Source organism: Roseateles chitinivorans, assembly GCF_002761755.1.
Lineage (GTDB): Bacteria > Pseudomonadota > Gammaproteobacteria > Burkholderiales > Burkholderiaceae_C > Roseateles > Roseateles chitinivorans.
This window is the reverse complement of the sequence record NZ_PEOG01000041.1, coordinates 1-18,327: the sequence shown is the minus strand read 5'-3', so window position 1 is coordinate 18,327 and position 18,327 is coordinate 1. Positions and strand designations below refer to the sequence as shown.

Sequence of the window (18,327 nt, the reverse complement as noted above, 5' to 3'; positions counted from 1 at the left end):
TCTGGCGCTGCCGGATTTCGACAGGCCTCGCGAAATTCCGCTGGCCCCGATCGGACCACCGGGCCGGTCCCGCCGCTCAGGCCGCCAGCAACTGGCGCAGCACGTAGGGCAGGATGCCGCCGTGGCGGTAGTACTCGACCTCGATCGGCGTGTCGATGCGCAGGATCAGCGGCACGCGGCGCTCGGCGGCGCCAGCGGCACGGATGATCAGCGTCGCTTCCGACTGTGGCCGGATCTCGTTGCCCAGCTCGATGTCGATGACTTCATCGCCCTTCAGGCCCAGCGATTCCCAGGAGTCGCCCGGACGGAACTGCAGCGGCAGCACCCCCATGCCGACCAGGTTGGAGCGGTGGATGCGCTCGAAGCTCTTGGCCACCACCGCCTTGATGCCGAGCAACTGCGTGCCTTTGGCCGCCCAGTCCCGGCTGGAGCCGGTGCCGTATTCCTCGCCGGCGAAGATCACCGTCGGGGTGCCGGCGGCGATGTAGCGCATCGCGGCGTCGTAGATGAACAGCTTCTCGCCGCCCGGCTGGAACAGCGTCAGGCCGCCTTCCTCGCGGGCACCATCCGGCTTGGCCGGGATCATCAGGTTCTTGATCCGCACGTTGGCGAAGGTGCCGCGCATCATGACTTCATGGTTGCCGCGGCGCGAGCCGTAGCTGTTGAAGTCCGCCTTGAGCACGCCTTGCTCCTTCAGGTAGCTGCCGGCGGGCGAGGCTTCCTTGATCGAGCCGGCGGGCGAGATGTGGTCGGTGGTGATCGAGTCCCCGAACAGCGCCATGATGCGCGCGCCCCGGACACCGATCTCCTGCGCCTGCGGGATCTGGGTGAAACCGCTGAAGAACGGCGGCTGCGCGATGTAGGTGCTGCGCGGCCAGCCATAGACCTGGCCGGTGCCGCCGGTGATCTTCTTCCAGAGCTCGCCCGGCTCGGCCTTGACCTTGCCGTAGTTGGCGCGGTACGCGTCCGGATTGAGCGCGAGCTTGAGCAGCGCATAGATCTCGTCGCTGGTGGGCCAGATGTCGCCCAGGTAGACCGCCCGGCCGTCGGTGCCATGGCCCACCGGCTCGGTCATCAGGTCGCGGGTCACGTTGCCGGCGATCGCGTAGGCCACCACCAGCGGCGGGCTGGCGAGGAAGTTGGCCTTGATGTTGGGATGGATGCGCGCCTCGAAGTTGCGGTTGCCCGACAGCACCGCGGCGCAGACCAGGTCGTTGCCGGTGATCGCCTCGTTGATCTCGGGCGTCAGGTCGCCGGCATTGCCGATGCAGGTGGTGCAGCCGTAGGCGGCGACGGTGAAGCCCAGCTGCTCCAGGTAGGGCAGCAGGCCGGCCTTCTCCAGGTACTCGGTGACGATGCGCGAGCCCGGCGCCAGCGAGGTCTTGATGTGCGGCTGCACCTTCAGGCCGGCCTCGACCGCCTTCTTGGCCAGCAGGCCGGCGGCAAGCAGCACGCTCGGGTTGGAGGTGTTGGTGCAGGAGGTGATCGCCGCGATCAGCACGTCGCCGTTGGCGATCGACAGCCCCTTCTGGGCGCCGCCCAGCGGGAAGCGCTGGTGGAGCTTCTCGGCCGGCTGGTTGAAGCCGTTGTCGGTCACCGGCTTGCTGAACAGCGAGGTGAAGGTCTTCGCCAGGTCGGTGATGACGATGCGGTCCTGCGGGCGCTTGGGGCCGGCCAGCGAGGGCACCACGCTGCCCAGGTCCAGCGAGACGACCTGGCTGAAGCGGATGTCGCCGGCCTTCGGGATGCCGAACAGGCCCTGCGCGCGGAAGTAGCTCTCGAAGGCCTCGATCTCCTCGGTCGTGCGGCCGGTGCCCTTGAAGTAGTCGATGGTGCGCTCGTCGACAGGGAAGAAGCCCATCGTCGCGCCGTACTCCGGCGCCATGTTGCCGATGGTGGCGCGGTCGGGCACGGACAGCGAGGCGGTGCCCTCGCCGAAGAACTCGACGAACTTGCCCACGACCTTGGCCTTGCGCAGGATTTCGGTGACGGTCAGCACCAGGTCGGTGGCGGTCACGCCCTCGCGCAGGCGGCCGGTCAGCTCGAAGCCGACCACGTCCGGCGTCAGGAAGTAGACCGGCTGGCCGAGCATGCCGGCCTCGGCCTCGATGCCGCCGACGCCCCAGCCGACGACGCCGATGCCGTTGATCATCGTCGTGTGGCTGTCGGTGCCGACCAGCGTGTCAGGGTAGTAGACGGTGCCGGCGCCGCTGCCGGCTTTGTGCACGCCGCGGGCGAGGTATTCCAGGTTGACCTGGTGGACGATGCCGAAGCCCGGCGGCACGACGCCGAAGGTATCGAAGGCCTGCATGCCCCACTTCATGAACTCGTAGCGCTCGCGATTGCGTTCGAACTCGAGCTTCATGTTCAGGTCCAGGGCCTGCTTGTCGCCGAAGTGGTCGATCATGACCGAGTGGTCCACCACCAGGTCCACCGGCACCAGCGGCTCGATCGTCTTCGGATTCTTGCCCTGCGCCTGCGCGACGTTGCGCATCGCGGCCAGGTCGGCCAGCAGCGGCACGCCGGTGAAGTCCTGCAGCACCACGCGGGCCACGACGAAAGGGATCTCCTCGTTACGCGGCGCATTGGGCTGCCAGTTGGCGAGCTGCTCGACATGCTCGGCCGTCACGCGCTTGCCATCGCAGTTGCGCAGCACCGACTCGAGCACCAGCCGGATCGACACCGGCAGCTGCTTCACATTGGGGAAGCGCTCGGCCAACCGGGGCAGCGAGTAGTACTTGCCGCTCTTGCCGGACGCGGTCTTGAAGCTGGCGACGGTGTTGGCGAATGCATGGGGCATGGCTCACTCCTTGGCTTTTGGTCCTGGCGCGGTCCTGGGACCCGGGGCCAGACGGGTTTCTCTCGGGCGATGGGGGCTGATTGTGGCCCTGGCCGGCGGGCTTGTGATGACTCCTTTGGGCGAGGGTGTGCGAGGGCGCAACGCGCTCGCGCGTGTCCCCCGCCAGAGGGCGGCGGGCATGCAGATTGCAGCAATGTCCCCAATCCGGGCGGGGGGTGTCGCTTTGGCTAACATCCCCCGACAACTCCTGGCCGCCAGCTCGCGAGGTGCGCAAGAACTGACCCCGCGGTGCTTCCGACCAACATGCTTTCGTGGTGTTTCGGACGAGGACTCGCATGGATCAGGAACTGTTGTCCCCCACGTCGGCCGCCGCCGCCCGCGCGGCCGAGGTCATCGCCGGCGTCTCGGGCGCGCCGCCGCTGCCGCCCGCCGGCCTGACCCTGCTGCAGCGCCTGTTCTCCGCCTACCCCGGCAGCATGGGGCTGCGCCTGGGGCATTGGGCCACGCGACTGGGCCGGCAGGCCCATCAGCCGCCCGAGTTCACCCTGGTCCTGAACGAGCCGACGGCGCTGCGCCGGCTGCTGCTGGGCCGCGATCCGCTGCGCTTCGCCGAGGCCTACTTCACCCAGCAGATCGACGTCGAGGGGGACTTCTTCGCCGCGCTGCAGCTCAAGGACCACCTGCCCGAGCTGACGCTGTCCTGGAGCGATCGCCTGCGCCTGGCGGTCCGCCTGCTGGCGCCGCCACCCGGCGCCGCCGACGCGGACCTGCGCGCCGACGGGGTGCGCCGCCACACCCGGGCCGAGAACAAGGCCGCGATCGCCTTCCATTACGACCTGTCCAACGATTTCTACGCGCTCTGGCTGGACCCGGCGATGGTCTATTCCTGCGCCTATTACGAGACCGAGGAGACGAGCCTCGCGCAGGCCCAGTGGGCCAAGCTGGACCACATCTGCCGCAAGCTGCGGCTGCAGCCCGGCGAGGAACTGCTGGACATCGGCTGCGGCTGGGGCGCGCTGGTGATGCATGCGGCGCGTCATTACGGCGTGAAGGCCACCGGCATCACGCTGTCGGAGCGGCAGCTTGCGCTCGCCCGCCAGCGCATCGAAGCGGCCGGCCTGCAGGGGCAGGTGGAAGTGCGCCTGTGCGACTACCGGGACATGAGCGGGCAATTCGACAAGGTCTCCAGCGTGGGCATGTTCGAGCACGTCGGACTCAAGAACCTGCCGACCTACTTCGGCAGCGTGCATCGGCTGCTCAAGCCCGGCGGGCTGTTCCTGAACCATGGCATCACCCATGAGGAGGACGGCTGGGGTCAGGCGCTGTCGTCGAAGTTCATCAACCGCTATGTCTTCCCGGACGGCGAGCTGGACCGGGCGAGCAACGTGATGCGGGTGATGGAGCAGCAGCAATTCGAACTCCATGACGTCGAGGGCCTGCGCATGCATTACGCGCGCACGCTGCGCGCCTGGGTGGCCAAGCTCGAGGAGGGGCATGAGCAGGCCCTGCAGCATGTCGACGAGGCGCATTACCGGATCTGGCGCCTCTACATGGCGGCCTCCGCGCTGGAATTCGAGACGGGCGAACTGGGCCTGTACCAGATCCTGGCCAGCAAGCGCGACGGCGGTCCCGCGCCAGTCCCGCTGACCCGGCGCTACATGTACGAGCCGAGATAGCGAGGTCGATCGCCGCCGCGGTCATGTCGCCGCCGAGTTGAAGGGCGACGGAGCGGTCCGCCGGGGCTGTCAAGCTGCCTGCCGGTCGCCTGTGGCGCCGCGGCACGGCTCCCCGCTTCGAGGGGAAGCTGCCGTTGACCCTGCCCGGCGTCGCGCGCAAGATGCCTCTCCATGGGGATCCGTCATGACGAAGTCAGGCGCTGGCGGACGGCGATCGAGCGTGGCGCCTTCGGTGTCTGGGACTTGAACCCGCCGCTGGAGCTGGTGCATTACTCGCCGCGCTGGAAGGAGCATCTGGGCTTTCCGCATCCGGAGCAGCCGGACAGCACCGCGTTCTGGCGCTGCCGCGTCCATCCGGAGGACCTCGAGCCGATGATGCTGGCGCTGCGCGCGCATTTCGACGGCTTCACCGACACCTATGAGCAGCGGTTCCGCCTGCGCAGCAATGGCTCGGGCTATCGGACGGTGCTGTCGCGGGGGAGGGTGGTCCAGCGCGATCACCGGGGCGATGTCGTGCGGATGCTAGGCACGATGATCGACCTGACCGAGCGACCGGTGACCCCCTACGACGATCGCTTCCTCGGCGAGCATCTGTCGCCCGCGGCGCTGGGCTGCACGCCGTTCCACGCGCTGCTCGGTGTGCCCGCGACCGACGCGGCGCCGTATGACCCGCAACGCGACGATGACGCGGTCCAGTTGCTGGATCAGGTGGCCGAGATCCTGGCGGTGTCGTTCAGGCAGGCGACCTGCGGCGCGTGAGCGGCCGCAAGGCTTTGTCGACAATCGGGCGCGCATAATCGCTGCCTTGTCTGCCCGCCGTTGCCGCCGCCATGCCGCTGACCAATCAGGAAATCTACGAGCGCATCTACACCGCCATCAGTGAACGGCGGCTGCTGCCAGGGACCAAGCTGAACGAGGAGCGCCTGGCCAGCGCCTTCCAGGCGAGTCGCACCCGCATCCGCGAAGTCCTGAACCGGCTGAGCCAGGAACTGGTGATCGACCTGCACCTGAACCGCGGCGCCTTCGTCGCCAGTCCGACCCCGCGCGATCTCAGCGACGTCTTCGCGATGCGCCGCGCCGTGGAGCGCGCCATCGCCGCCCAGTTGAGCGCCGAGCTGGCCGGGTCCGCTGGCCAGTCCCAGCTCGCCGCGATGCGGCAGCACCTCAAGCATGAGGCCGATGCCCGCGCCGCCGGCGATCGCGCCGCGCTGGCGCAACTGACCGGCGCCTTCCACCTCCGACTGGCGGAATGCACCGAGAACCGCCTGTTCATCGACACCGTCCGGCGTCTGGTGGCGCTCACCGGTCTGGCGATCGCGCAGTACGACGCGCTGGCCTCCAGTGCCTGCCCCGATCACGAGCACGACGACATCGTGGCCGCCATCGAGGCTGGCGACCCCCGCCGCGCGGAGCGGCTCATGCTCGAGCACCTGACGCACGTGGAGCAGGGCATTCGTCCTCCCGCTGAAACGGCCGGCGAAATGGACTTCCGCCAGATCTTCCAACTAGAGCCCGAAACGCCGCCCCGCGGGACCAAGCAGCGCCGCAAGCCGGCCGCCAAGGCGTGATCCGGCTTGAACGCGGGCCGCGATGCCCATGCCGTGACGTCTGAGGTCTATGCCGTGACGTCGCGGCCGAAACCTGCGGCCCATCCGGTCCAGCGCTTGCTCAACGGCGGCGCGTAGTCGCCGCGCTTGGCCGTCCTGAGCCGCAGTGCCGACAGGGCCTCGGCCAGCTTCACGGCCACTGCCAGCCCGTCGATCACCGGCACATCCAGGCGCCGCTGCAACTCCTCGCACAGCGCGGCCATCCCGGCGCAGCCGAGCACGATGGCCTCGCTGCGATCGCGCGCCAACGCCACGCGCGAGGCCGCTTCGATCCGTGCCAGCGTGGCCTCGTCGCACGACTCCAGCGACAACACCTCGATGTCCGTGCCGTGGATGCCGCGGCACGTCGACTCGCATCCATAGCGACTCACCAGCCGCTCGGCGATCACGCAGGTGCGCGTCATCGTCGTCACGACCGAGAACCCCGTCGCCACGATGGACGCCGCGCGGAAGGCGGCCTCCGCAATGCCGAGCACCGGTCCGGGCAGCGCCTCGCGTGCCGCGTCCAGTCCGGGGTCGCCGAAGCAGGCGATCACCGTCGCGTCAAAGCCCTCCCGCGCCGCCACCATCGCCTGCTCCGCCACGCCCGCGGCCCCGAAGGCATCGTCCAGGTGTCCCTCGATCGACACCGGCCCGAACGTGGGGCAGCGGGCCACGATCTCGGTGCCCGGCGCGGCCACCGCGCTCGCGGCTTCCGCAATGCTCCGCGTCATCGGCAGCGAGGTGTTGGGGTTGATCAGCAGTAGCTTCATTGGGGCTCCATGCACCTGCCAGGTGCCTTGTGCACACGACTGGTGTGACATCCAGTAGACAGCGCGGTCGATGATATGGCACAGCTTATGCATACAAAAAGACCATGACGACTGCGCGCAACGATCTGGAGCTGATTGGGCTGACCAAGCGATACGGCGATGCCACCGCGGTGGCGGGCATCGAGTTGCGCATCGCGGGGGGCAGCTACTGCTGCCTGCTCGGGCCGTCGGGCTGCGGGAAGACCAGCACCTTGCGGATGATCGCGGGCCATGAGGTGCCCACCGAGGGCCACGTCGTGCTGTCAGGCCGTGAGATCACTCACCTGTCGCCCGCGGAGCGCGGCACCGCGATGATGTTCCAGAGCTATGCGTTGTTCCCGCACCTGAGCGTGCTGGACAACGTGGCCTTCAGTGCGCGCATGAAAGGGCAGCCCAAGGCCCAGCGGGACGCCCGCGCCCGCGAGCTGCTCGAGCTGGTCCACATGACGCCTTATGCGGCGCGTCTGCCCGCCGCGCTCTCGGGCGGTCAGCAACAGCGCGTCGCGCTGGCTCGCGCGCTGATGATGCAGCCGCGCGTGCTGCTGCTGGACGAGCCGCTGTCGGCGCTCGATCCCTTCCTGCGCGTCCGGATGCGCGCCGAGCTCAAGCGCTGGCATCGCGAACTCGGCATGAGCTTCGTGCATGTCACCCACTCCCAGGAGGAAGCCATGGCACTGGCGGACCTCGTCGTCGTCATGAACCAGGGCCGCATCGAGCAGGCTGGCGCGCCGCGAGAGGTGTTCGAGCGGCCCCGCACCGAATTCGTCGCCCGCTTCATCGGCGCCCACAACGTGATGGAGACGCCGGCCGGCAAGGTCGCGGTGCGATGCGACCGGGTCCTCGTCGGGCGCTCCGAGGGGACCAGCGCGACAGGAGGATCCGCCATGCCGGCCACCGTGATCGACGTCGAGTACCAGGGCAGCCAGGTGCTGGTCCACCTGGGCGCAGACACCGGCAGTGAACTCGACGACGCGGCCGGCCCCGACTGGACTGCCGCCATGAGCGATAGCCAGTTCCATGCGAGTCCGCTGAGCCCGGGCGACCGCGCCACGATGCAATGGCGCGAAGCGGACGTCCATGTGCTCGAGGCCTGACTTCCCGATCTCCCATCCTGATTTCTCTCATTCCCGATTTCTCATCCCTGATCCCAGCCACCCTTCTCGAGGAGACGCTTGATGACCACCCGCCGCCAATTGCTGAAGACCGCCGGCGCTGCCACCGTCGCCGGTGTGGGCACGATGGGCTTTCCGTTCGTGCATGCCCAGGCCAAGCCCGTCCTGCGCTACCTCGGCACCGCGGTGAACCAGGACAAGGCGATTGCCGAGAAGTTCGAGGCCGACACCGGCATCAAGATCCAGTACATCGCCGTGACGACGGATGACGTGTCCAAACGCGCGGTCACCGCGCCGAACAGCTTCGACCTGATCGACACCGAGTACTTCAGCCTCAAGAAGATCCTGCCGACGGGCAACCTGCAGGGCATCGACACCCGGCGGATCAAGAACGCCGACCGGATCACGCCGCTCTTCACCCGCGGCGAGGTCGGCGGCAAGAAGGTCGGCGACCAGGGCACGGCGCCGAAGAAGGTCATGTACGTCGAGAAGCCCGACGCGAAGGCCTTCGCCGCCGCGCCGACGCAGTACATGACGCTGATCCCCACTGTCTACAACGCCGACACGCTGGGCATCCGGCCCGACCTGATCAAGCGTCCGATCGAGAGCTGGAAGGAACTGCTCAATCCTGAGTTCAAGGGCAAGGCAGCGATCCTGAACATCCCGTCGATCGGCATCATGGACGCCGCGATGGTGGTCGAGGCGGCGGGCCTCTACAAGTACCCGGACAAGGGCAACATGACCCGCAAGGAGATCGACCTCACGATCAAGACGCTGATCGAGGCGAAGCGTGCCGGCCAGTTCCGCGCGCTGTGGAAGGACTTCAACGAGAGCGTCAACCTGATGGCTTCAGGCGAGGTGGTGATCCAGTCGATGTGGAGTCCTGCGGTCACCGCCGTGCGCACGAAGGGCATCGCCTGCAACTTCCAGCCGCTGAAGGAAGGCTATCGCGCGTGGGCCGCCGGCTTCGGCGTGCCACGGACGCTCAAGGGCCGGCAACTGGACGCCGCCTACGAGTTCATCAACTGGTTCCTCGACGGCTGGGCCGGGGCCTACCTGAATCGCCAGGGCTACTACAGCGCTGTGCTGGACACCGCCAAGGCCCAGATGGCGCCCTACGAGTGGGCGTACTGGATGGAGGGCAAGGCGGCCGAGAAGGACATCAAGAGCCCCGGTGGCGATCTGCTGGCCAAGGCCGGCGAAAAGCGCGACGGCGGCAGCTACGAGCAGCGCATGAGCGGCATCGCCTGCTGGAACGCGATCATGGACGAGAACGCGTACATGGTGCAGAAGTGGAACGAGTTCGTTGCGGCGTGACGGGGCGATGAGGCCACAGACCTCCGCGTGGCTGCAGGCCGGCCCCCTGGCGGCCGTCTTCGCGCTGTTCTTCGTCGTGCCGCTGGCGCTGGTGGTGGTCGTGAGCTTCTGGCAGGCGACCGACTACGAGCTGATTCCGGCCTTCACGACGCAGGCCTATGCCGATGTGTTCCGCGGCTGCGCGGACACGTCGGCGCTGTGCGTCACGCTGAAGACCTATCTCTCGACGCTGAAGTTCGCGGTCCTGACCTGGGCCTTGACGCTGGCGATCGGCTTCACGATCGCCTATTTCCTGGCTTTCCATGTCCGCACGACGCTGATGCAGACGGTGCTCTTCCTCGTCTGCACCGTGCCGTTCTGGACCAGCAACGTGATCCGGATGATCTCGTGGATTCCGCTGCTGGGGCGCAACGGCCTGGTCAACCAGACGCTGCTCGCGACCGGTGCGGTGGACCGGCCGGTGGAGTGGCTGTTGTTCTCGGACTTCTCCGTCGTGCTGGCGTTCGTCCACCTCTACACGATGTTCATGATCGTGCCGATCTTCAACTCGATGATGCGCATTGACCGTGCGCTGCTCGAGGCGGCGCGCGACTCGGGCGCGAGCGCGTGGCAGACCATCCGCCATGTCGTGATGCCGCTGTCCCGGACCGGCGTCCTGATCGGCTCGATCTTCATCCTGGCGCTGGTCATGGGCGACTTCGTGACGGTGGGCGTGATGGGTGGACAGCAGATCGCCTCGGTCGGCAAGACGATCCAGGTGCAGGCGGGCTATCTGCAGTTCCCGGCCGCAGCGGCCAACGCCGTGGTGCTGCTGGCCGTGGTCATGCTGATGATCGCGGCGCTGATGCGGCTGGTCGACCTGAGACGGGAGCTCTGAGATGAGCGATGCCACGACGCGGCGCCCCGGCGCCTTCTTCGCGCTCGCCGCCTTCTTCGGACTCTTCGTGCTGTTCCTCTACGGGCCGATGATCGCGATCGTCGCGCTGAGCTTCCAGGGCCCCGAGGGCGGCTTGACCTTCCCGCTGCGCGGATGGTCGCTGCACTGGTTCGCGAAGCTGTGGGAAGGGATCGGCGTAGTCGACATCGGCGCCGCGTTCCGCCGGTCGCTGGCGCTGGGTGGCGTCGTGATGGCGCTGACGGTGCTGCTGTCGTTGCTGGCCGGGCTCGCCTACCGCAAGCGGTTGCCGGGCGGGACGGTGCTGTTCTATGGGGTGGTGGCCAGCCTGATCATGCCGTCGATCATCGTGTCGCTCGGCATCGGGCTGGCCTTCCGGCTGCTCGATGGCGGCATCAAGGCGGTGCTGGAGGGCATGGGCTCGTCCTGGGCCGATGACTACGGCACTGCGCTGGGCCTGTTCACATCGGGGCTGGGCGCGCAGCTGACGTGGACGTTGCCGTTCGGGCTGCTGATCATGTTCGCGGTGTTCAACCGCTTCGACCGCGCCTACGAGGAAGCGGCGCGTGACCTGGGCGCGACGCGGTGGCAGACCTTGCGCCATGTCGTGCTGCCGCTGATCGGCCCGAGCCTGGTGGGTGTGGGCATGTTCGGCTTCACCCTGAGCTGGGACGAGATCGCGCGCTCGTCGCAGACGATGGGGGACCTGAACACGCTGCCGATGGAGCTGCAAGGCCTGACGACGACGGTGACGACGCCGGTCATCTATGCCCTGGGCACGGTGACGACCCTGGTGTCCTTCGCGGTGATCGGGCTGGCGCTCGCGGGGGTGTGGCTGATGCGGCGGCGGAGCGCCCGGCGTGCGTGAACCGCCGGAGCGGCTTCAAGTCACCGGCGCCGGATTGAACAGCACCAGCGCATTCGCCAGCTGGTGCCGTTCCGCCCAGGTCTTCCTGCCCGAGGCGACGTCCAGCATCATCCGGAACATCTCCCAGCCCATCTCCTCGATCGACTTCTCGCCATCGGCGATCTGCCCGGCATTGATGTCCATCAGGTCATGCCAGCGGCGCGCCAGATCGCTGCGCGTGGCGACCTTGATCACCGGGCATTCCGCCAGGCCGTAGGGCGTGCCGCGGCCGGTCGTGAACACATGCAGGTTCATGCCCGCGGCCAGCTGCAGCGTGCCGCAGATGAAGTCGCTGGCCGGCGTCGCCGCGTAGATCAGCCCGCGCTGGTGCCGCGCGAGCTTGTCGCCCGGCGACAGCACGCCGGAGATCGCCGAGCTGCCGCTCTTCACGATCGATCCCATCGCCTTCTCGACGATGTTGGAGAGACCGCCCTTCTTGTTGCCCGGCGTCGTGTTGGCGCTGCGGTCGACGCGGCCGCGCTGCAGGTAGGCGTCGTACCACGCCATCTCGCGCACCATCGCCTCGGCCACCTCGGGGCTGCTCGCGCGCGCGGTCAGCTGCGCGATGCCGTCACGCACCTCGGTGTTCTCGCTGAACATCACCGTCGCGCCGGCGCGCACCAGCAGGTCGGCACAAAAGCCCACCGCCGGATTGGCCGTCACGCCGGAGAACGCATCGCTGCCGCCGCATTGCACGCCGACCACCAGCTCCGATGCGGGCACGGTCTCGCGGCGGCGCGAGTTCAGTCGTTCCAGATGCACCTTCGCCTGCGTCATGACCGAGTCGATCATCGACATGAAGCCCACATGCTGCGTGTCCTGCAGGCACACCACATCGAGCGGATCGCCCTGGGCGTCGGCCGCGCCGGCGTCGCGCCGGTCGGCGATCGGGATCACGCCGGGCGGCATCAGCCGCTCGGGCTGCAGCTTCTCGCAGCCCAGGCTCACGACCATCACCTCGCCGCCGAAGTTGGGATTGAGGCTGATGTTGCGCACCGTGCGGATCGGGATGACCGCATCGGGCGCGTCGATCGCGACACCGCAGCCATAGGTGTGCGCCAAGCCGACGACGTCGTCGACGTGCGGGTACTTCGGCAGCAGCTCGCGCTTGATGCGCTCGACCGCGAACTCGACGACGCCGGCGACGCATTGCACCGTCTGCGTGATCGCCAGGATGTTGCGCGTGCCCACCGATCCGTCGGCATTGCGGTAGCCCTGGAAGGTGTAGCCGGTCAGCGGCTCCCGCGCCGGGGCCGGCACCGTGGCCATCGGCAGACCTTCCAGCTCGCGCGCCGGCGGCATGCGCAGCAGCCGTTCGTGCACCCAGCTGCCGGCGGGAATGTCCTGCAGCGCGTAGCCGATCGGCACGTGGTAGCGGAGCACGGCCGTGTCGGCGGGCAGGTCCACCAGCGCGACCTTGTGGCCCTGCGGCACGTGGTCGCGCAGCACCAGGCCGGAAGGCAGCACCGTGCCCTCGGGCAATCCGCCGTCGTTGGCGACGATGGCGACGTTGTCGGCCTCGTGCATCTGGATGGTCAGCGGGGAGGTGATCATGGGAGTTCCTGGGTCAGGTCTGCCTGGAAAGGCTCAAACGGGCTTGAGTTCGACGCGCTTGATCTCGCCGACGACGAGCAGGTAGCTCAGCACCGCGATCAGCGCATGGGCGCCGACGAAGACCAGCGCGCCGTTGAACGAGTGCGTCGTCTGCACGATGTAGCCGATCACGATCGGCGTGACGATGCCGGCGACGTTGCCGAAGGTATTGAAGAGCGCGCCCGACAGGCCGGCGATCTCCTTGGGCGAGGTGTCCGACACCACCGCCCAGCCCAGCGCGCCCAGGCCCTTGCCGAAGAAGGCCAGCGCCATGATGCCGACGACGACCGCCTCGATGCCGACGTAGTTGCACGCGATCATCGAGGTGGACAGCAGCATGCCGACCACGATCGGCAGCTTGCGGGCGAAGGTCAGCGAGTGACCTCGGCGCAGCAGCCAGTCCGAGATCACGCCGCCGAGCACGCCGCCGGCGAAGCCGCAGATCGCCGGCAGCGCCGCGACGACACCCGCGTTGAGCAGGGACATGCCGCGTTCCTTGACCAGGTAGATCGGGAACCAGGTCAGGAAGAAGTAGGTGAGCACGTTGACGCAGTACTGCGCGAGGTAGACGCCCATCAGCATGCGGTTGGCCAGCAGCTGCTTCAGGTAGCCGAGCCGGGGACCCGCGACCCGCGCGGCCCGCGAGGTCTTGTTCGAGCCCGACAGAAGCGCGCCGCCGGCCTCGATGTATTCGCGCTCCGCGGCGCTGATGGACGGATGATCGGCCGGACTGTTGTGCATCGTGCGCATCCACAGGACGCTCATCAGGATGCCCAGGCCGCCCATGAAGTAGAAGACCTCAGACCAGCCGATCGCATGCACGATCCACGCCATGATCGGCGCGAACAGCACGGTGGCGAAGTACTGCGCGGAGTTGAAGATCGCCGACGCGGTGCCGCGCTCCTTCACCGGGAACCAGGCCGCGACCATGCGGCCGTTGGCCGGGAAGGAGGGCGACTCCGACAGGCCGACCATGAGCCGCATCAGGAACAGCGCCGAGACCGCCAGCGGCAGCCCGAACAGCATCTGGTCCATGCCCATGTGGTGCACGCTGCCCTGCAGCATCGTGAACAGCGACCAGAGCAGGATGCTCCAGGCGTAGACCTGCTTGGCGCCGAACTTGTCCAGCAGCCAGCCGCCGGGCAGTTGGCCCAGCACGTAGGACCAGCTGAAGGCCGAGAAGATGAAGCCCATCTGCACCGCGTCGATGCCGAGCTCCTTGGACAGGACCGGGCCGGCGACACCGACGGTGGCGCGGTCCGCGTAGTTCAGGACCGTCACGACGAAGATCATCGCCAGCACGCCGAAGCGCGCGCGGCCGATGCCGCTCGCGGCGGCAGAGGAGAGGGATAACTGCATGTTGTCTCCGGATCGTATCGAGGGCCGGTCTGCGCCGGCTTGCGTCATGCCATCGGGCGCGCGGGCCTGGACCCCGCGCCGCCCCTCATGCCTGCATCACACGTGGATCACGCTTGCGTGTACGCGGTCTTCACCGTCGTGTAGAACTCGGCGGCGTACTTGCCCTGCTCGCGCGGGCCGTGGCTGGAGGCCTTCCGGCCGCCGAAGGGCACGTGGTAATCGACGCCCGCGGTCGGCAGGTTGACCATCACCATGCCGGCCTGCGCGTGGCGCTTGAAATGGGTCGCGTGCTTGAGCGAGGTGGTGGCGATGCCGGTGGCCAGGCCGAACGGCGTGTCGTTGGCCAGGGCCAGCGCCTCGTCGTAGTCCTTGGCCTTGATGACGCTCACCACCGGGCCGAAGACCTCTTCCTGGTTGATGCGCATCGCAGGCGAGGTGCCGGTGAACAGCGCCGGCGTCAGGTAGAAGCCGGGCGCGCCCGCGCTGCTGGCGGGCAGCGCCTCGCCGCCGACCGCGAGGGTCGCGCCCTCGGCCCTGGCGATGGCGATGTATTCGAGGTCCTGCGCCAGCTGGCGCTCGTCCACGACCGGGCCGATGTCGGTGCCGGCCTGACGGGCGTCGTCGACCCGCAGCGATGTCATCCGGTCGACCATCGCCGCGACGAAGCGGTCGTGGATGCCTTCGGTGACGATCAGCCTCGAGGACGCCGTGCAGCGCTGGCCGGTCGAGAAGAAGCCGCTGTTGACCGCGGCGGCGACCGCCACGTCGAGGTCGGCGTCGTCCAGCACGACGAACGGGTTCTTGCCGCCCATCTCCAACTGGAACTTCGCCCCCCGCGCGACGCAGGCCGCGGCGACGCGCTGGCCGGTGGCGACGCTGCCGGTGAAGCTGATCGCGTCGACCTGACGGTTCTCGAGCAGCTCGGCACCGACTTCGGAGCCGCGCCCCATCACCAGGTTGAAGACGCCGTCGGGCAGGCCCGCGCGCTTCAGGATGTCCGCGAGCTGCCAGGCCGAACCCGGCACCAGGTCCGCGGGCTTGAGCACGACGCTGTTGCCGAAGGCCAGCGCGGGCGCGATCTTCCAGGCGGGAATCGCGATCGGGAAGTTCCACGGCGTGATCAGGCCGACCACGCCGACCGGCTCGCGCGTGACCTCGACGCCGACGCCCGGACGCACCGAGGGGATCACCTCGCCGCCGACGCGCAGCGCCTCGCCGGCGAAGAACTTGAAGATGTTGCCGGCGCGCACGACTTCGCCGATCGCTTCCGGCAGCGTCTTGCCTTCCTCGCGGGCGAGCAGGTCGCCGAGTTCGGCGCGGCGCGCCAGGATCTCCGCGCCGGCGGCGTCGAGCACGTCGAAGCGCCGCTGCGGCGTCGCCAGGCTCCATGCGCCGAAGGCCGCCCGCGCGGCGGCGATGGCGGCGCGCGTCTGGGCGACGTCGGCCTGCGCGTACTCGCCGACCAGATCGCGGGTATCGCTCGGGTTGATGTTGCGGGAGGCGCGAGGGCCGTCGACCCATTCGCCGTTGATGAGGTTCTTGAACATGAGGGACTGCTCGTTGCCGGTCGCGACGGGCGCGCGGCCAGAGGATGGACGGAAAGGCCGCAGGCGCGGAGGGCGCGAGCGACGCGAAGGACGCAAAGGACGCGAAGGACGCGAAGGACGCGAACGACGCGCGCCGGCCCGAGCCGGGCGCCGCGTCCCGCGGCGCGCTTACTGCGGACCGAGCCGGGAGATCAGCGCGCCCAGCTCGTCGACCTCGGCGGGCTTGAGGTCGGACAGCGGCGGACGCACCGGACCGGCCGAGTGGCCGACCAGCGTGGCGCCGGCCTTCACGATGGACACCGCATAGCCATGGCCCTTGTTGCGCAGCGCGATGTAGGGCAGGAAGAACTCGCGGATCAGGCGGTCGGTGGTGGCGGTGTCGCCCGCGGCATGGGCGTTGTAGAAGTCGATCGCGGTCTTCGGAATGAAGTTGAAGACGGCCGACGAATACACCGGGCAGCCCATGGCGCGGTAGGCGCCGGCGAAGACTTCGGCGGTGGGCAGGCCGCCCAGGTAGCTGAAGCGGTCGCCGAGCTGCTGCCGGATCGAGACGAAGGACTCGATGTCGCCGATGCCGTCCTTGAAGCCGATCAGGTTCGGGCAGCTGTCGGCCAGCTTGAGCAGGGACTCGGGCGTCAGGCGGCAGGCGCCGCGGTTGTAGACGATCACGCCGAACTTGACGCTCCGGCAGACGGCCTGCACATGCGCCACCAGGCCCTCCTGCGAGGCTTCGGTGAGGTAGTGCGGCAGCAGCAGGATGCCCTGGGCGCCCAGGCGCTCGGCCTCCTGCGCGTACTGGATGGCGACCCGGGTGGGGCCGCCGGCGCCCGCGATGATGGGCATCCGGCCCTGGCAGGTCTGGACGGCGACCCGGATCACCTCGCTGTATTCCTTGGGCTCGAGCGAGAAGAACTCGCCGGTGCCGCCGGCGGCGAACAGGGCGGTGGCGCCATAGGGCATCAGCCATTCGAGGCGCTCGGCATAGGGCTTGGGCGCGAAGTTCAGCTGGGCGTCGAAGTCGGTCAGCGGGAACGACAGCAGGCCGTCGGAAATGGTGGCCTTGAGGTCTTGGGGCGAGGTCATGAGCGGCTTGTCTCCGTGGCTACAACAGCGCTGGAGCCGTCATCGCACCCTGTCTGGGCTGACTTGGTACCGGTACCAGCTTGAGCGAATGGTAGCGATACCACTCGCGTCGTTCAAGGGGATGTCGGACAACTGCGGGTAATCACCTAATCGGCGATCGCGTGGGGCGGCGGAGGGCGTCTGCAGCGGCTCCCCCGTTCAGGGAACCTGTTTGAGGCTGCCTCTTTGGAGGGGCCACTTCAGAGGGGGGCGTGCTAGGGGTAGTGGGGGCCGGTGGGGCCATCTACAACCGGTAGGCGATCGAGGGGGAGGCAGTCCGCTTCATCTCCGACGCGAAATCCTTCAAGGAGGCTGTCATGAGATCTGAAGCGAGAACCGCATTCCAGCAGCAAGTCATCGAGGCCCTGGTGGAAAGCAAGGCGATCAACGTCGACGCCGTCGGCGCGACCTTCGCCAAGTTCGGCGAACGGGCCCTGCTGCAGGGCGAGGCGCTGGTCACCATCATCAACCGCAACGCGATCTGGAACTGCGGCTGGCCCGGGCCGGAGCTGGACATCGTGCGCGACGCCCGCCAGCTGCGCGAGTGACGCGATGAGCGCGGTCGTCCCGATGCCGGTGGTCCGGCCGATGGTGGGCAGGCGGTCGGTCGCCACCCGGCGCCGGGAGGATTTGCTGGGTCGCGTGCATCTGGCGGTGCGCATGGCCCGGCGGAGCCTGAAGCGCGCGCTGGCCGAGGAGGAGGGGCCTGCGATCGGGATCTCGGGACGGCCCGACCAGCCGGCGCCGCTGGTGCTGGCGAAGGTCATCGGCGAGGCGGCGATGCTGCTGCGCATGGCGGCGAGCCTGCGCGGCGAGGACGAGACGCTGGACGTCGAATCGCGGTTGCTCGCGGTGCAGCTCGTCGCGCCGGCACGCGGCGCGCGAGTGAAGGCGCGGCTCTGCCACGACACCGGCCGCGCACTGGAACATGCGTCTGCGCATCTGTTCCTCGGCGACGCGGGGTATCCGGACGAGGCCTTCGACCGCCTGCTCGACGAACTCCTCGAGGGAGAGCTGCCGGGCGGCGCCGAACGGTTGCCGAATCACCAGCTGGAATGCGAATGGCTGGACCAGATCCGGCGCGGTCGGGTCGAGGTCGAGCCGATCGACGCCGAACTGCTGGCCGCCACCTGCATCGGTTGGCCGCTCGACGTGCTGGCGTGCTCGACGCTCGACCTCTACATGTTCACCCACGTCGTCCTGTATGCGTCCGACATGGGCCGGCGGCCGGTCCGCCTCCCGCGATCGGTGGACGAGGTGCTGGCCGAGGCGGAGGCGGCACTGGCCGCGGCGCTCGATGCGGACAACTTCGACCTCGCGGCGGAACTGCTGTGGACCTGGCCGATGCTGGACCGGCCGTGGAGCCCGGCGGCCGTGTTCGCTTTCGACCTGCTGTCGAAGGTCCAGGATGAACTCGGCTTCCTGCCGGGCCCGGATCATGCGCGGTGGACCGCCGCGCCCGCGCCGGGCCTCGCGCCGGACGAGGTGGTGCTGCGCACCTCCTATCACGCCACGCTGGTGATGGGCATGCTGTGCGCGGCGGCCCTGCGGCCCGGCGCCGCTCTGCCGGCATCGCCCGTGTCGCCCGCATCGCCCGCATC

Annotated in this window: 15 protein-coding genes; 9 read left to right on the top strand and 6 right to left on the bottom strand. The window is 68.5% G+C overall.

All coding sequences use genetic code 11. The features are described from left to right. Positions 1-76: 76 nt before the first annotated feature. Positions 77-2,800: an aconitate hydratase AcnA gene (gene acnA, locus CS062_RS15495; RefSeq protein WP_099862504.1), complete on the bottom strand. Its 2,724-nt coding sequence runs from the start codon at positions 2,798-2,800 to the stop codon at positions 77-79. 335 nt (positions 2,801-3,135) lie between these two features. Here acnA and CS062_RS15490 point away from each other — a divergent pair, with 335 nt between their 5' ends. The 3 genes from CS062_RS15490 (at position 3,136) to CS062_RS15480 (ending at position 6,044) form a co-directional block, all read left to right on the top strand. Further along, the gene (locus tag CS062_RS15490) at positions 3,136-4,476 is read left to right on the top strand and encodes a class I SAM-dependent methyltransferase (RefSeq protein ID WP_099862503.1); all 1,341 of its coding nucleotides are present in this window, start codon (positions 3,136-3,138) and stop codon (positions 4,474-4,476) included. A 171-nt stretch (positions 4,477-4,647) separates the two neighbouring features. Beyond that, positions 4,648-5,235 (top strand): PAS domain-containing protein, encoded by a 588-nt coding sequence (locus tag CS062_RS15485; protein ID WP_099862502.1) that lies wholly within the window; start codon positions 4,648-4,650, stop codon positions 5,233-5,235. Between the two features lie 71 nt (positions 5,236-5,306). After that, positions 5,307-6,044, top strand: coding sequence for a GntR family transcriptional regulator (locus tag CS062_RS15480; protein ID WP_099862501.1), 738 nt, complete (start codon positions 5,307-5,309; stop codon positions 6,042-6,044). 47 nt (positions 6,045-6,091) lie between these two features. Here the strand turns inward: CS062_RS15480 and CS062_RS15475 are convergent, their stop codons facing one another. Continuing rightward, a complete protein-coding gene (locus CS062_RS15475; protein ID WP_099862500.1) occupies positions 6,092-6,835 on the bottom strand; it encodes an aspartate/glutamate racemase family protein in 744 nt (247 codons plus the stop codon). 104 nt (positions 6,836-6,939) lie between these two features. Between CS062_RS15475 and CS062_RS15470 the strand changes: the two genes are divergently transcribed. From CS062_RS15470 to CS062_RS15455, 4 genes are all read left to right on the top strand, one after another. Beyond that, positions 6,940-7,968 (top strand): ABC transporter ATP-binding protein, encoded by a 1,029-nt coding sequence (locus CS062_RS15470; protein WP_099862499.1) that lies wholly within the window; start codon positions 6,940-6,942, stop codon positions 7,966-7,968. A gap of 81 nt (positions 7,969-8,049) precedes the next feature. Then, on the top strand, positions 8,050-9,303 hold the full coding sequence (locus CS062_RS15465; RefSeq protein WP_099862498.1) for an ABC transporter substrate-binding protein: 1,254 nt from the start codon (positions 8,050-8,052) through the stop codon (positions 9,301-9,303). A gap of 7 nt (positions 9,304-9,310) precedes the next feature. Beyond that, positions 9,311-10,180, top strand: coding sequence for an ABC transporter permease (locus CS062_RS15460; RefSeq protein ID WP_099862497.1), 870 nt, complete (start codon positions 9,311-9,313; stop codon positions 10,178-10,180). Between the two features lies 1 nt (position 10,181). Continuing rightward, a complete protein-coding gene (locus CS062_RS15455) occupies positions 10,182-11,066 on the top strand; it encodes an ABC transporter permease (protein WP_099862496.1) in 885 nt (294 codons plus the stop codon). A 15-nt stretch (positions 11,067-11,081) separates the two neighbouring features. Here the strand turns inward: CS062_RS15455 and garD are convergent, their stop codons facing one another. The 4 genes from garD to kdgD all read right to left on the bottom strand — a co-directional run bounded on the left by garD (position 11,082) and on the right by kdgD (position 16,687). Then, a complete protein-coding gene (gene garD / locus CS062_RS15450; RefSeq protein WP_199174254.1) occupies positions 11,082-12,659 on the bottom strand; it encodes a galactarate dehydratase in 1,578 nt (525 codons plus the stop codon). A 33-nt stretch (positions 12,660-12,692) separates the two neighbouring features. After that, a complete protein-coding gene (locus tag CS062_RS15445; protein WP_099862495.1) occupies positions 12,693-14,057 on the bottom strand; it encodes an MFS transporter in 1,365 nt (454 codons plus the stop codon). 107 nt (positions 14,058-14,164) lie between these two features. After that, on the bottom strand, positions 14,165-15,604 hold the full coding sequence (locus CS062_RS15440; protein ID WP_099862494.1) for an aldehyde dehydrogenase family protein: 1,440 nt from the start codon (positions 15,602-15,604) through the stop codon (positions 14,165-14,167). A gap of 168 nt (positions 15,605-15,772) precedes the next feature. Beyond that, positions 15,773-16,687, bottom strand: coding sequence for a 5-dehydro-4-deoxyglucarate dehydratase (gene kdgD, locus CS062_RS15435; protein ID WP_099862493.1), 915 nt, complete (start codon positions 16,685-16,687; stop codon positions 15,773-15,775). A gap of 356 nt (positions 16,688-17,043) precedes the next feature. Between kdgD and CS062_RS15430 the strand changes: the two genes are divergently transcribed. Both CS062_RS15430 and CS062_RS15425 read left to right on the top strand, forming a co-directional pair. Continuing rightward, a complete protein-coding gene (locus CS062_RS15430; RefSeq protein WP_099862492.1) occupies positions 17,044-17,274 on the top strand; it encodes a hypothetical protein in 231 nt (76 codons plus the stop codon). A 4-nt stretch (positions 17,275-17,278) separates the two neighbouring features. Next, positions 17,279-18,327, top strand: a 1,049-nt coding sequence (locus tag CS062_RS15425; RefSeq protein WP_199174253.1) for a DUF6895 family protein, incomplete at its 3' end; no start/stop codon positions are given.

Bases quoted from the DNA above. Each gene is read 5' to 3' on its own strand.
- CS062_RS15455 (WP_099862496.1), top strand. From the start codon at position 10,182: ATGAGCGATGCCACGACGCGGCGCCCCGGCGCCTTCTTCGCGCTCGCC.
- CS062_RS15485 (WP_099862502.1), top strand. From the start codon at position 4,648: ATGGGGATCCGTCATGACGAAGTCAGGCGCTGGCGGACGGCGATCGAG.
- CS062_RS15445 (WP_099862495.1), bottom strand. From the start codon at position 14,057: ATGCAGTTATCCCTCTCCTCTGCCGCCGCGAGCGGCATCGGCCGCGCG.
- acnA (WP_099862504.1), bottom strand. From the start codon at position 2,800: ATGCCCCATGCATTCGCCAACACCGTCGCCAGCTTCAAGACCGCGTCC.
- CS062_RS15465 (WP_099862498.1), top strand. From the start codon at position 8,050: ATGACCACCCGCCGCCAATTGCTGAAGACCGCCGGCGCTGCCACCGTC.
- CS062_RS15475 (WP_099862500.1), bottom strand. From the start codon at position 6,835: ATGAAGCTACTGCTGATCAACCCCAACACCTCGCTGCCGATGACGCGG.
- CS062_RS15430 (WP_099862492.1), top strand. From the start codon at position 17,044: ATGAGATCTGAAGCGAGAACCGCATTCCAGCAGCAAGTCATCGAGGCC.
- CS062_RS15470 (WP_099862499.1), top strand. From the start codon at position 6,940: ATGACGACTGCGCGCAACGATCTGGAGCTGATTGGGCTGACCAAGCGA.
- garD (WP_199174254.1), bottom strand. From the start codon at position 12,659: ATGATCACCTCCCCGCTGACCATCCAGATGCACGAGGCCGACAACGTC.
- CS062_RS15460 (WP_099862497.1), top strand. From the start codon at position 9,311: ATGAGGCCACAGACCTCCGCGTGGCTGCAGGCCGGCCCCCTGGCGGCC.
- CS062_RS15490 (WP_099862503.1), top strand. From the start codon at position 3,136: ATGGATCAGGAACTGTTGTCCCCCACGTCGGCCGCCGCCGCCCGCGCG.
- CS062_RS15480 (WP_099862501.1), top strand. From the start codon at position 5,307: ATGCCGCTGACCAATCAGGAAATCTACGAGCGCATCTACACCGCCATC.
- kdgD (WP_099862493.1), bottom strand. From the start codon at position 16,687: ATGACCTCGCCCCAAGACCTCAAGGCCACCATTTCCGACGGCCTGCTG.
- CS062_RS15440 (WP_099862494.1), bottom strand. From the start codon at position 15,604: ATGTTCAAGAACCTCATCAACGGCGAATGGGTCGACGGCCCTCGCGCC.